The 13,768-nt window shown below is 40.1% G+C and carries 13 protein-coding genes and 1 pseudogene; 5 read left to right on the forward strand and 9 right to left on the reverse strand.

Translation table 11 applies throughout. The features are described 5' to 3' along the window. Positions 1-24: 24 nt before the first annotated feature. Together betB and betI are read right to left on the reverse strand one after the other, a co-directional pair. Positions 25-1,485 carry a betaine-aldehyde dehydrogenase gene (gene betB, locus FIV01_RS16410; RefSeq protein ID WP_152432065.1) on the reverse strand — a complete coding sequence of 487 codons (1,461 nt, stop codon included), beginning with the start codon at positions 1,483-1,485 and terminating at the stop codon, positions 25-27. 15 nt (positions 1,486-1,500) lie between these two features. Further along, on the reverse strand, positions 1,501-2,100 hold the full coding sequence (gene betI / locus FIV01_RS16415; RefSeq protein WP_152432066.1) for a transcriptional regulator BetI: 600 nt from the start codon (positions 2,098-2,100) through the stop codon (positions 1,501-1,503). Positions 2,101-2,828: 728 nt separating this feature from the next. Here betI and FIV01_RS20890 point away from each other — a divergent pair. The 3 genes from FIV01_RS20890 to FIV01_RS16425 are packed head-to-tail and all read left to right on the forward strand — an operon-like array spanning position 2,829 to position 4,378. Beyond that, complete coding sequence (locus FIV01_RS20890) at positions 2,829-2,951, forward strand: hypothetical protein (RefSeq protein WP_281361450.1); 123 nt, start codon at positions 2,829-2,831, stop codon at positions 2,949-2,951. 31 nt (positions 2,952-2,982) lie between these two features. Beyond that, complete coding sequence (locus FIV01_RS16420) at positions 2,983-3,957, forward strand: leucyl aminopeptidase (RefSeq protein ID WP_152432067.1); 975 nt, start codon at positions 2,983-2,985, stop codon at positions 3,955-3,957. After that, on the forward strand, positions 3,950-4,378 hold the full coding sequence (locus FIV01_RS16425) for a hypothetical protein (RefSeq protein WP_152432068.1): 429 nt from the start codon (positions 3,950-3,952) through the stop codon (positions 4,376-4,378). Before FIV01_RS16420 ends, FIV01_RS16425 begins: the two co-directional genes overlap by 8 nt. A gap of 69 nt (positions 4,379-4,447) precedes the next feature. Here the strand turns inward: FIV01_RS16425 and FIV01_RS16430 are convergent. The 4 genes and pseudogenes from FIV01_RS16430 to FIV01_RS16445 form a co-directional block, all read right to left on the reverse strand. After that, positions 4,448-5,581: pseudogene (locus FIV01_RS16430) on the reverse strand (HNH endonuclease signature motif containing protein); the annotation flags it as partial. A gap of 272 nt (positions 5,582-5,853) precedes the next feature. Beyond that, the gene (locus FIV01_RS16435) at positions 5,854-6,774 is read right to left on the reverse strand and encodes a hypothetical protein (RefSeq protein WP_152432069.1); all 921 of its coding nucleotides are present in this window, start codon (positions 6,772-6,774) and stop codon (positions 5,854-5,856) included. Positions 6,775-6,813: 39 nt separating this feature from the next. After that, the gene (locus FIV01_RS16440) at positions 6,814-7,203 is read right to left on the reverse strand and encodes a RidA family protein (protein WP_152432070.1); all 390 of its coding nucleotides are present in this window, start codon (positions 7,201-7,203) and stop codon (positions 6,814-6,816) included. Position 7,204: 1 nt separating this feature from the next. After that, positions 7,205-7,618, reverse strand: a complete 414-nt coding sequence (locus FIV01_RS16445; protein WP_152432071.1) for a GNAT family N-acetyltransferase — start codon at positions 7,616-7,618, stop codon at positions 7,205-7,207. Between the two features lie 268 nt (positions 7,619-7,886). Here FIV01_RS16445 and FIV01_RS16450 point away from each other — a divergent pair, with 268 nt between their 5' ends. Next, positions 7,887-9,323, forward strand: a complete 1,437-nt coding sequence (locus tag FIV01_RS16450) for a GGDEF domain-containing protein (protein WP_152432072.1) — start codon at positions 7,887-7,889, stop codon at positions 9,321-9,323. Between the two features lie 146 nt (positions 9,324-9,469). After that, on the forward strand, positions 9,470-10,810 hold the full coding sequence (locus FIV01_RS16455) for a magnesium transporter (protein ID WP_152432073.1): 1,341 nt from the start codon (positions 9,470-9,472) through the stop codon (positions 10,808-10,810). A 13-nt stretch (positions 10,811-10,823) separates the two neighbouring features. Here the strand turns inward: FIV01_RS16455 and FIV01_RS16460 are convergent, their stop codons facing one another. The 3 genes from FIV01_RS16460 to FIV01_RS16470 all read right to left on the reverse strand — a co-directional run bounded on the left by FIV01_RS16460 (position 10,824) and on the right by FIV01_RS16470 (position 13,741). Beyond that, positions 10,824-11,525: a 4'-phosphopantetheinyl transferase family protein gene (locus FIV01_RS16460; RefSeq protein WP_152432074.1), complete on the reverse strand. Its 702-nt coding sequence runs from the start codon at positions 11,523-11,525 to the stop codon at positions 10,824-10,826. 84 nt (positions 11,526-11,609) lie between these two features. Beyond that, positions 11,610-12,275: an aminotransferase class III-fold pyridoxal phosphate-dependent enzyme gene (locus FIV01_RS16465; protein ID WP_172971864.1), complete on the reverse strand. Its 666-nt coding sequence runs from the start codon at positions 12,273-12,275 to the stop codon at positions 11,610-11,612. Between the two features lie 146 nt (positions 12,276-12,421). Next, the gene (locus tag FIV01_RS16470; protein ID WP_152432076.1) at positions 12,422-13,741 is read right to left on the reverse strand and encodes an MFS transporter; all 1,320 of its coding nucleotides are present in this window, start codon (positions 13,739-13,741) and stop codon (positions 12,422-12,424) included. Positions 13,742-13,768: the final 27 nt, after the last annotated feature.

Genomic DNA, 13,768 nt, shown 5'->3' on the forward strand with positions numbered 1-13,768 from the left:
TCACAATGGCTTAGGCATAAGGGCTTAGGCATAAGGGCTTTGGTAAGGGCCCAGCTCAACTAATATGCTTTTGGTCTGAGTATAGTGACGCAAAGTTTCCGGACCATTTTCTCGGCCAAGACCTGAATGCTTGTAGCCACCAACTGGCATTTGAGCGGGAGAGTCACCCCAAGTATTCACCCAGCAGATCCCTGCTTCTAACTGGTGAATCACTCGATGAGCTTTAGCCAGATCTTGAGTAAACACCCCAGCCGCTAAACCATAGTCAGTATCATTGGCGCGTCGAATCACCTCTTGTTCATTTGAGAACTTAAGCACAGACATCACAGGGCCAAAGATTTCAGTTTTGACATGAGGCATGTCATCTGAGCAATCATAAAAGACGGTAGGAGCGACAAAATTACCTTTAGACAGCCCATTGTCAGTCACTTGATTACCACCAATCAGCAGTTTGGCACCACTTTGTTTAGCCGTTTCAATCGCTTCTAATACTTTATCAAGATGCTGACGCGAAATTAGAGAGCCAATTTGGGTATCCATATCCATAGGATCGCCAACAATCAGTTTTTCGGTTCTTTGTTTTAATTGGCTCAAAAAAGCCTCATACAGAGACTCATGCACATAAACTCTGGTTCCATGAGTGCACACTTCACCCTGGGTGTAGAAATTTGCAACCATGGCTGCTGATACCGCATTATCGAGTTTGGCATCCTCAAACACCACCATAGGCGATTTACCGCCAAGCTCCATAGTTACATGTTTGAGCGTTGCTGAGCTATCTGCCATAACAGCCTTGCCCGTACTTGATTCACCAGTAAATGACACTTTGGCAATGTCAGGATGCGCTGTCAGCATTTGTCCTACTCGATAATCACCTTGCACCACATTAAACACACCATCTGGCAAACCAGCTTGTGTAAAGATTTCCGCCAGTTTTAAAACGGAAAGCGGCGTTTCTTCAGAGGGTTTAAATATCATCACATTACCGGCTGCTAAAGCAGGTGCAGATTTCCACATCGCAATTTGGACCGGATAATTCCAAGCCCCTATCCCAGCACATATTCCAAGCGGTTCACGTCGAGTATAAAAAAACTGACTTTCGTTTAGCGGTTGCTGCTCGCCTTGCAAGCCAACAGCAAGTCCGGCGTAATATTCTATGACATCTGCGCCTGTTGCAATATCGTCTGAAATAGCTTCTTGCAAAGGCTTTCCAGTATCTGCAACTTCCAGTGCGGCGAGCTCATCGTTTCGCTGGCGAAGGATCTCGACCGCCTTCAATAAAATGCGGCTACGCTCAGTAGGCGTCATTGCAGACCATATTTGAAAGCCTTTCTTGGCAGACTCAATTGCCATGTGTAAATCGTCAACACTTGATTGACCTATCTCTGCCAGTGGCTCGCCGTTTGCAGGGTTGTAGGTGATAAAAGTTTCGTTTGATGCGGCATAGCATGCACAACCATCGATATACTGAGATTTCATTTTCATCTTATGTTTAGCACTCTAGTTATTTTTTGAATACTGGTTCAGTTGATTGTCTAAATAGTCATTAATAATCAATCGAGCTTTACTGGCATCAATACCACCAGGGTTGAGTGTTCCTCGTAGCCAAATGCCGTCGATTAATGCCGCGATTCCATGGGCAACAATCTCAGCTTGCTCACTATCAAACAAGGCTTTAAGTTCAGTTTTCAGGTGAGATAAAAGGCGTTTTTCATTGACTCTTTGAAGCCTTTTGAGCTGTGGATCATGGATAGAATGCGACCAAAATGCCAGCCATGTTTTTGCCACTTTATTTTCTGCCTGATAGCCCACGAAGTTACCATCTATAATGGCGTTTATCCTCTGGTGGTGTTCATTCTTCGGTAGTTGACTAAGACGTGATTTTACCGTATGAGACAGCTGACGAAGCACTTCTCGCATTGTCTCTTGCAATAAACCCTGCTTACCCCCGAAATAGTGATTAATGATTCCCGTCGATACGCCCGCTTCTTTGCTAATTAACGCAACACTTGCACCGTGCAAACCCACTCTGTCTATCACAGACATAGTCGCATGAACCAACTGAGGCTTTCTAATATCAGGCATCCCTACCTTAGGCATTAGCCCTTTTCCTTTTTTTAATTGAACGTTCGATTAAAAATAAAATGCCTGATTATTAATTTGAGTTCAAATCAATTATCACAAAAATGATACATATGCCCATCTGAAGTATAAGTGAACAAATGTGCAATATCACATATCACATTGATAAATAAGAGAATAAATTAAAAGTAACATCAATACCTAGTTTTGGTCTTAATATCTTTTGCTTGTTACGCGAAAGTTGTGGCTCAAAAAATAATTAGAGCACTAATGACAATGTTGTTTTCTTATACATTCTGAAGCTACAAAGTCAAAAGCACAACAATAGATTCACCACTTCGTATTTACATTTCAACCATAAAGGTTATATCGAGATTTAGCACTTTCAAAGCTTAGTATGCTCGATAAAACGAAGTAATGATGTATGAATACTGCTTCTATCAAAAAAAATGAGTTTTTGAACTGAAGGTGCAACAAGGTGCAACAAGGTGCAACAAGGTGCAACAAGGTGCATTAATTCTACTCAATCATACTTCGAAACACGAATCTATAATGAATGCAATATTAAAAATATACGTTATGAAAAATAAAATATATACAAGAGAAAAAACAAAATAAACCTTGGAATAGGACCAAAACCTAATTCACTTCAAGTTTATAAAAACACCTTATGACGTTAAATTGATGTTACTCACCAATCAACAAGGTGAGTAATTAACTAATAATCACTAAAGAGGAATTATATTATGGATAATAAAAATACTATAGAACTTAATGAATGGTTTGAATCAGAGACACATGAAGATGCGGTTGAAATGATGGCAGAGTCTGCTGTTGTTCCTTTTGGTACAGCACTTTGGGCTGTATAAGTAAAAGAATATAGTGAAAAAGGCAGCCATCATGGAAAGCAGTACTAAAAATATGTATGACTGCCTCTCTTCTCATCCTGTTTATAAGGAGAAAAGAGAGAAAGGTCAGTCTATTACAATCCTGATAGGGTCAGATATCGAACACCAATATATCGCTAGAGGTTTATTAAATGCGAAACTCAAAAATACAACAATTAAGTACATAGCTTTAGATAGAGAAGAACCAAAATTAATATTAGGTTTAATCGAGGAATGCGATATATTCATCTTTCTCTATGCTTCTTCGACTTTAGAGTCTCCATCTCCTCAAGGGCCTAGATTTTTAAGGCCATTGAAACAGCATATGACTCTCCACTGGAAAAAATCTGTACTTTTTAAAGATTATGGAAAATATTTCTTTGAAGCGTTTTCTGAAAAAAGAGAGTACATAAAAAAGAGGAACAATAAATTAATTAGCCAACTTTCTTCATGTAGTTCTATAAGGTTTGAAGATGGATATGGAGGCCAACTCTTAGGTAGCCTTTCTAAAGATCACAAATGGACGTCAATAGATGGGCATGGTAATACAGACATTATTCCTGGAGAAATTGCAACACACATACTTGATTTGAATGGTAGCATAACTTTCTCTGGAACATTCCTCAGTACGATCCCATTTGCTATTCGCTTTGGTGTTTCTAATAAACTGTGTCGGATCACAGTAGAAAATAGCAAAATTGTTGATTGTGAAAGCGATAACGAACACTTCAAATTGCAATTTAATCAGTATCTTTTACACCACAAGAATCACAATATAATAGAGGAGTTCGGAATCGGAACAAATATGGGGATAAAACAGTTGTATGGTAGAAATGCTGGTTTCGAAGAAAGACACCCAGGCTTGCACCTTGGCTTAGGAGGAGGACAACAAGGCAGCCATCATATGGATCTCATATTTTCCAATGGCAAGCTTTTTATGGAAGACTCTCTTTTCTTTAATTCAGGTCAATTTATTCTCGATGATTAGTTTAGCAGAAATATCTGACATATCCGAAATTAAAGATATTTACCTACAAGCATCACACTACCAAAAAAAGCTGGACACTCGTCATTACTGGCCTGTCCAGCTAATAAATTCATTCGATTTTAATTCCGAGATTGAAAAACAGCATGTGTGGATATATAGGACAGGTAATAAAATTAATTTAGTATTTTTCATTAAAATACTCAACGATGAAATATGGATAGAAAGGCTAGCTAAAAACTTCGCTTCCCCCCCGATGAAATCATCGATTGATGATATATTGTCTTTTTCTTTTTTAGGTACCAAACAAAAAAACGTTTACTTAAAAACAACACAAGCTTTATTTTCTGTTTATGCCTCAAGAAATTTTGAACAAGTTGGAAATAAGGAAGGATTTATTATTATGAGAAAGACTATCAATTAGATGAAATTCTAATTTAAACCAAGGCAAAGAATTTCATCTATAAACTAACCCATTGTAAAACCGGGTTCGTTAGTTACCCCAAATTTGCAGAACAAATTCAGGGTGATCGACAAAAGGATTGCGGTTGTTCTGAAATTGAAACACAGCTTCATTTCGATCTCGCTCTTTTTGGTCAACAGGATCGCTTAGGTGCCAGCGTTTGAACATCTCAAGTGCCCATGATTCAAAAACTTGATCTGGGGTTCCATTAAGAACTGCATCAGAGCTACTGGTGTTCCCTTCCCAGTAAGCAATGTCATGCTGGTAGCGGGTCGCCATATAGAAATAAACACGCGCAAGATCGCCTTTAAATTGATCAACTGGCTCAAATACGGTTCCAGAGTAGTTTAAATCACTCGTCGCATAACCAAGCTTGGAGCCATTTGATGATTGATAAGTCGCCACACCGACCTCTCCAAACGGCCAATTACCCCGCTTTGCATTCACATAACCATCTGAAGCAAAAAGATGGTGGCCGTCAGTATTCATCGGCGCGACTTTACCGCCAAACCAGCTCTTAGGAAAAGAGTGCTCTCGATTATAGCAGTCTCCCTCACGGCGGTAGTTGCCGCACTGGTCAACTCTAGCAACATAGTTGATTGAATCTGGCCCCGATACATTTTCGGAGTAAATATCAAGGATACTGCCGTCATTCTCATAGTAGCGATCAATATCTGCTGATTTGACCAAACTCCATACTGCCGAATAACTTTGCCGCTGATGATTTTTGATAATATTGTGTAATGCGGTTTTCAGCTCATAACCTGACTTCCCCTGTGCTGACTGATAATAACCTTTGCCTTCACCACTCTTCTCACCCAGAACAAAGTGGTGCTCTATCGAGTCATCAAATCTTCCCCCAGAGGCGAGCAGCTGCTCATTAAGCTTCAAACTGTAAGTCCCGTTGCCATATTGACAGCAGATACCATCCCCCTCTGAATCTAGAAACTCAAGCGTGTATTGACCGGCCTCTAGACACATTAACTTTTGGTAGTTCTGACTATTGTCATAACCCGATCCCGTATACAGAGTCTTATCTTGGTTATTTCTAATCTTCCAGCTTGTCTCTGCGCCATAATCGTCAGTGTTGAGACTCAAGGTGACATTGTAATCCGAGCAAGCCTCCATCGCTTGTTCAAAGGCCTCATCTCTAGGCCGTATATTACCTGATGAGGCATTAGCTTGAGCAAGCAAACATGAGGTCAATAGACCTGATAGATAAGCGTATTGTTTAAACGGTAAGATCACTGAGATACCTTCATTGCTAACAAATTTGCAACATAAATTAGATGATCAGAGCCCAATGATAAATACCTGATTTATAGATATAAGTGATAGAGCAAGTTATTAATTACAAACTTTTACATACATCTCAATTTCATCGCCATTTTCTCTATCTCTATTGATGATTTTTCTCAACCAGAACTCTATATCCTCTAATTATTAATCCAATGATTAACCACAGAGATGAAGTCTGGATGAATTAAATACCCAATCGATGCATGAGGATTGGATCGCCCTTCCATAACGGTCAGGTTGTAGATGTGAAAATCTTCAATAGGGGCTTTAAGCAGACCTAACTTAGACATCTCATCGTAATCATTGCTTACCCGAGTATCATGAGAAATAAAGTCATCTTCTGCGGCAAAATTACACCATCTTTCAATATTGGTTGGGTACTTTTTAAATCCCCGGTTTCTACTTCCCTTAAGCTGCTGTTTGACGTTTTCATCTGCCAAGGGGGAGCCTAAGGTTACAAATAGATTTACTTTTTTATCAGCGCCATACAGCCGACGATATTCACCATAGTGAGAGAGCTTCCAGAGATTATCAAAGCAAATCATAGAGCCTAAGCTGTGGCCGACAAGCATAATATCATCCCCTCTATCTAACGCTTGCTTAAGCACAGGTGTCAGTCGACTTCTCACATCACTGGCGAAATAGGAGTCACCATTCCAATAATGAGCCATGTCTGGAGCAACAAGTTTGATTAAGGGAGTGGCGACACCAAGCTTTCCGAGCGGAGCAGAAAAAATATCTGCCAGCGCCTCTTTAAGAAAACCTGCTTGAGTTAGTGCGTGATATGACGCTTTATTAAACTGCTGCTTGGTGTAGCTTTTAAGTCTTTCCAGAGATTGATAACGTAACCCTATATCTTCCGTTGGCTGCTGCAAAAAGTCATTCGACAAATCACCATAATAAATGAAATCTTTGTTGATCTCCTGAAATCGTTCCATGGCTTGCAAGCCAACATCTCTTAATAACCCGTGGTTGATTGCTTCATACCATAGCTGTTGTAAATCATCTTTCGATGGTTTTTGCGCGCGGCCGTGCACAAAAATAATCCTTTTGGCCATCAGCCAATATCCTTGTATAAATGGGTTTGGATTTGGGTGTTACACCCCGTGGATATGTTCAAGCCCAGCAATGGCCTCAATTTCTATCTGCAAATCAGGGTGAATCAATGCTGAAACCTCCACCAAGGAGCAAGCAGGTAAGTGCCCTTGGTAAAAGTCAAATAGCTGCTCTCTTATCGATGAGAGTAAACTAATATCGGTAACAAATATGGTTAACTTGATTAAGTCAGATATTGCACAGTCTTCAGCCTCGAGTATTTGCGATATCTGGGACAATATTTCCTCAGTTTGTTCAATCAGTCCACCTGACTGAGCATTTGTGCCAAGTGCTGTCAGTCCGGAAATGTAAAGTGTCTGGTTGTGTTTTGCTGCGTGTACGTATGGGCCTGCGATGGCAGGCAAAAAATCATATCGACATTTTTGAATCATATTATTGTTCTGCTGGCTTAAACTTTTTTGTCATTCCTTGGCATGCTGGAGATACCAAGCGATAACCCAGTTTTTGGTAGAATTCAGGCTCATCAGCAATCATTGATACATAAGAGCCTTCCAGCGCTACTGATGCTAAATACCCATCAATATACTCCATTACCTTTCTGCCTAGCCCCTTTCCTTGATACTCAGGATCAACCGCGACATCCACCACTTCAAAATTACAAGCCCCATCTCCGACTACTCTTCCCATAGCAACAAGTCGCTCACCATCTCGAATTGAAATTGCATACAAGCTATTGGGAAGTGCGATAGTAGCGGCTTTTAGTGATTTGGCCGACAGCCCAGCCTTGACACGCAAATCGCAAAATTCACTCGGTGATAGAAAATTTTCTACATAATTCAGGGTCATACAGTTTTATATTTCGATATAAAAAAAACACATTGAAATATACTGTAATTATAAATAGGCAATATCAACTATTTTCTTCTTTTCGGTGAGAAAAACTTTCACCAACCCATAAATATTAAACTATGCTCATATTCAGGCACCATTTGGAGGCTGACATGTACAACAATGTCCAAGCTCTACATAAATCGTATACATATATTGTACTCACGGTTATCATTGTCAACTTATTGCTGGGGGGTACGTTTTCTTTAAAACTCACACCCTATCTGTGCTCAAGCAGCAACTCAGCGAAAACTACGTAAACCAAATTCAAATTAGTCAAACACTTGCCATGTTACAAACCGACATGGGGTACTTAGGCTTTATTCATCATTTCAAAAACTACGTCATTCGCCGAGATGATCAGTACTTCCAAGAAGCAAAACAAAGCTACCGGAATGTGAAGCAACATGTACAAAAACTGTACTTTTTAGTTAGCGACGTGTCATTTTTGAATGATGTCTCGATTGTGGAGTCAACGGCAGATGAATATTATGAAAAGCTGTTGATGGCAAAAGAAAAAGGAACCCGTTTATCCACGGCGGAATTGGATAAACTGGTTAAGGTAGATGATATTCCTGCTTTAAACGCCATGTTGAGAACACATCACATAGTTTTACCCGAAGTCAATCGAATATTAGACGTAACCGAATACCAAGTCAGCAAACTGACAGCTTCTATGTGGATCTTTAATATTGTTCTCGTTCCTATCGTGTTCTTTAGCACTTGGTTCATATTACGTGTGGTACGAAAAACCAATGTATACACAGAAGAATTGGGGGAAATATTTAACTTATCACCTGATGGTATTTTATATATTGATAATGAGGGTAATATATTAGGTGCAAACAAAATGGTCAGTGAAATTTTTGAATATACAAATAAGGAGCTAAAGCGGTTAAAGGTCGAAGATCTAATTGACCCCAACATAAAAGACAAACATATTCAGTTAAGGCATCAATTTCAAAGTCAGCAACAATCACGGGTTATGACCGACCGAAAACAGCGCATTCAAGGCAAAACCAAAAGCCAAATTGATGTCGAGGTACAAATTGCTATTTCTTCTACCATCGTCGATGGAAAACCTCGCACCATATGTGTTATTCGAGACATGAGAGAACATAACGAACTTAAAGAAACCGCTGAAATAGATTATTTGACCAATTTATATAACAGGCGAAGCATCGATAAAATTGTATTCAATGAAATTACCCGCGCTGATCGGCAAAAGTCATCCGTTTCATTGATATTAATTGACTTAGATAACTTTAAACAGATTAACGATGAAAAAGGTCATGATGCCGGCGACCAAGCATTAAGTCAGGTCGCGAGATTTTTGCAAGAGCACACACGCAACTATGATTCAGTATGTCGTTGGGGTGGCGACGAGTTTGTTATCGTATCCCCTGGTATGTCAGAAAAAGACGTCGCAAATTACGCTAATCGACTCATTGAGTCATTTCAGCATTCCCCTGCCAGTGATGGCTTGCTGAATTTTAGTATCGGAATCTCTACTCATACCCCCAAAAACCCCTACGATGCAGACTCACTATTTAGGCATGCAGACCAAGCGCTATATCACTCCAAAAGCGCAGGGAAAGGACAGGCTACTCACATTAATGACATGGACCAAAGTGAAGTTAAAAGCAAGCCTGTCAACTTATAGACTCACTAGCAGCTCTCATCTTAGTTAAGAATTGAAGAGGTGGTCACTTAAAATTAATCCGACATTATCCAAATATAGACTTCTTAGCCTACTCTGAATATAAGATAAGTCTCCCTCAGACAAAAAGAAAAATTGGTACAATAAATATGACTGATCCCGTTCAAGCCTTAGTAAGCGACCCACAGAACTTAGTAACGGAAGCACTGAGTGCTTTATCCAACAGTCAAGATCTCACTTATTTAAATAATTTGCAAGATACCGAAATTGCAAACCTTATCGAGTCAGTCAATTTAACCCAACGTATTTCCATTATTGAAGCTTTGCCCGCTGAACGCTATTGGCCAATAGCGAGGCTATTACAATATGATACCGCCAAACACCTTCATCGATCACTGAGTGAAAGCGTTCTCAATGAAAGAATGTCTTTTGTCACAGAGAGTGACATTATAAATTACGCGGGTTTTTTATCAGAAAGCTTCGTTGATGAGTTTTTATTATCCCAAAGCGCCGGTACCGCGACTCACCTACAACAAGTGCTATCGTATGATGATAACAAAGTTGGCCGCTATACCGAACCTTGTTTTATTGTTGCAAACATACAAAATAGTGCTGGGCTTATAAAGAAAAAGTTATCTGAAAAAGGCGATAACCAGATACAAGTGGTCATTGTCCATGATCAAAAACAAGTTATCGGAATAGTAAGCCCAAGTGTATTAATGTTATCGGAAGACAATCTTCGCCTACGGGAAATGATGACCCAGACCCCAATAGTTAATGACAACGACAACATTTACGACATAGGTATTCAGCTGCCTATCGACGGGTCAAGCCAATGGTTTCCTGTTATGGCTGAGGGAAAAATATTAGGGGTATTGTCATTGGTCTCTATCATCAGTGCCCTTCGCGAACAAAGCCTACAAGCCATAGTCCCAGAAAATGTAAAAAGTGAAGAGGACTTGTTTACACCACTTCATGTCGCAGCCCGATTAAGGGCTATTTGGCTAATAATAAACCTTGCGACTGCTTTCGCAGCATCGGCCATAATTGGGATATTTGATACAGCGGTCGAGCAAGTGGTTGCTCTGGCCATACTCATGCCAGTGGTAGCAAGCATGGGAGGTATCGCCGGTAGCCAAACTCTTGCCGTTTCCTTACGCGGAATCGCTTTGAACCATTTACATACTGGAAACATCAAGCTATTGGTTAAAAAGGAACTTAAAATTGCAGCCCTAAACGGCTTGGTTATGGGCGCCGTGATAGCACTGATCGTCTATTTAGTGTTTAAAGTCGCTTTGTTAGGCTTAATTATATTCTTTGCAATAAGTATTAATAGTATTGCGGCAGCTTTGTCAGGTACGCTGATTCCCTTTACTTTAACAAAACTAAAGATTGATCCAGCCATAGCTGGCTCTGTAGTGCTAACAACCGTGACGGACATTGTCGGCTTTTTTGTATTTCTCGGCTTAGGGGCTTTACTTCTTGTGTGAAGAAAACTGATTTTTATTGAAATACATACGTTACTACTCCTTCTCGGAAGACTGAAAAACAACCTTTTATTGACCAGCCTTGTTGATATTCTTTACCAAAGCTGGTCAAAAGCTCAATGGTAAAAGTGCCATTGGTGGTATCTATGCTGCGAACTCTCGCTTCGTCAAAGCCAAAAAAAGTGTTCACATGAGGATAGAGCGCCTTATAAAAGCTTTCTTTCAGCGAAAAAATCAAGGTGACGCCGCGCTCAAATGCCAAGTCGCTTTGCAAAAGCAGCTGTTTTTCCGATTGATCTAACAGCTGGTCGCAAAGCTCATCAGCGAGCTGTGCGCTCATCCAATGTTCAAAGTCGATACCAAGCAATCTATGATGCTTTGGCTCTGCCACGACAGCAATAACCACTCCATCAGAGTGAGTAATCGAACCAATTAGTCCTTGTGGCCATATAGGAGAGCGGTCTTTATGTGTACCAATTTGCGGCGTAGTACCGTTAATTCGTTCTATTGCCTTTCGAGCAACAATACGTCCTGCAAGATATTCCGCGCATCGCTTATCAACCGCCTTACCTAAACTGGCTGGGAAGTCGACTTGATAGTGGTCAAACAAACTTTGATGGTATTTATTGACATCAAAGCCAGTATGTTGAACTTCAATTGTGTCGGGGAAATCAAGTAAGCCTACTGGGGATGAAATTAGAAACTCTTGTCTATCCAAACTATTTACATCTTATAATCAGTCATTTAAAGGGCTAAACCCATAGGCTAAGCCCTATAATCTTATAGTTACAAAGTATACATCTTAGTAAATATGTTTAAACACCGCTTCGACTCTATCTAACCCTCGCACTAAAGTGTCTCGCTCAATGGTGAGAGGTGGAAGGAACTTTAATACACTATCCTTGGCACCGCAGCACTCTAGCAAGAGCTTTTCATCAAATAACTGTTTAGATACATGCTTAGCGACATTATTTTCGGGAATTTCGAGTCCCCATACCATGCCTCGGCCACGAGCAGACATATTCAAAGCAGGGAAAGCCTTAACCCACTCATGTAAGCGGCCGCCGATCACCTGCCCTTTGCGTTCAACTTCTGTAGAAAACTCCGCGTCTTTCCAGAAATCAAGCAGCTGAGTTGCGGCGACAAATGCTAGGTTGTTGCCACGAAATGTACCGGTATGCTCTCCGGGTAACCATTGATCCCATTTTGGCTTGATTAGATTTAAAGCTAATGGCAACCCGCCACCTATGGATTTAGACATACAGACAATATCTGGCGTAATATTGGCAAATTCAAAGCTAAAAAACTTACCTGTTCGTCCGTTTCCAACTTGAATATCATCGATGATGAGTAGAATATCGTGCTGCTGACATATGTCTGCAATTTGGTTTAGCCATTGCTTAGAAGCTGGGTAAATCCCCCCCTCTCCTTGGACAGTCTCTAAAATAATAGCGGCAGGCAGAGCCACACCACTGCTACCATCTTCAATGAGTTACTTTAGATACGAAGCATTATCCGCCGTATCAAATACCGCAGGAAATGAACGTATATAACTTCTTACTTCTGATTCTAAGCTTTCAAAAACCTTCATTGTTTTCCCTTTCAACTAAGTTATTATTTTGATTTTTTATAGAAAATTGCCACACTAAGTAGGATCATTAATCCACATACACTATATAAAAAAGCAATACCTCTCCCTGGGCCTATGCCAATAATTTCTCCTACATTACTTGCCAATAAACCGCCCTCATTCAGCATGGGTTCAAAAACAAAATCAGCCATCGGTCCTGCAACTAAAAAAGCCAGAGGTAAGGACATTTGGGTTACCAAAGTTTGTACGCTAAGCACTCGCCCTTGTAGTTCACTCGGCACAGAAGTTTGCCATATGACTTGATTGACGCTTTCAACCATGACAAACAATAAGGTCATCATCAATGCAATAACCATTAATACCCATATGGTAATACTCTGATTAACAAAGATAAGCGATGCATTAACCAAAATAATGCCTATAAAAAATAGTATCCAACATAAAAACGCATTTTTATCTTTAACATCGCTCAATAACATTAGGACAAATGAACCCATAAGAGTGCCTATCCCCGCTGCAGTTAATACAGTACCAAGTTCAACAACAGTTGAAAAACTCAGCACTAAGGGGGTTAGCAATACATGAACAATACCAATACTAAAGTTAACGACTCCCATAAATATCAAAAGAGATAAAAGATATTGATGCCCCATCAAATATTTAAAACCAAATTTCACTTGCTGTAGAACGCTCACTTTTTCGCCATCAAGAGACTCACTTCTACCATCATTGCGATTAATTTTGGTCACAATAAAAGAAAGAATAAAAATGGCACTAACAAAGCTCACTACATCAAAAATGAAGACTCCTTTTAGACCAATAGTGACGAGAAAGAATGCCGAGAGAGCAGGAACGGATAATTCCACGATCCCTAAACCGCCCTGTGAGAACCCTTGATACTTTATCAATTTTTCTTGTTTGACCAGCACGGGAACCAAAACCATAAAACTTTGACTAATAAAGCTATTAAATACTGAGCCTATACTGACAAACACAAGTATCCATTCAAAACTTAGCATTTCCTTTGAGTACAAAAACATCATACTCAGTGAGCAAAGCCCCGCACCAACATGGCCTGCGATCATAATGCTCCCTCGAGGAAAACGGTCAAGAAAAGTACCGACCAAAGGTGTAAAACCTAACTGTGGAGCAAGTGCTGCAAAACCGATTATCCCATATGCTGTTGCAGAGCTCGTTTGCTTATATACCCATTGTCCTAATGCAAAATCTGTCATTAGGGTTCCCAACAGGGAGATAAGCGTCGCAGCAAGCATCATAAAATAAGCCAGATTGCTAAACCCACTGTCAGGGCCTTCCATAACCGTATTGTTTGGCTGAGACATAAATTTATTCCATATTAGATAAGGCTA

Source organism: Vibrio aquimaris (genome assembly GCF_009363415.1).
GTDB classification, from domain to species: Bacteria; Pseudomonadota; Gammaproteobacteria; order Enterobacterales; family Vibrionaceae; genus Vibrio; species Vibrio aquimaris.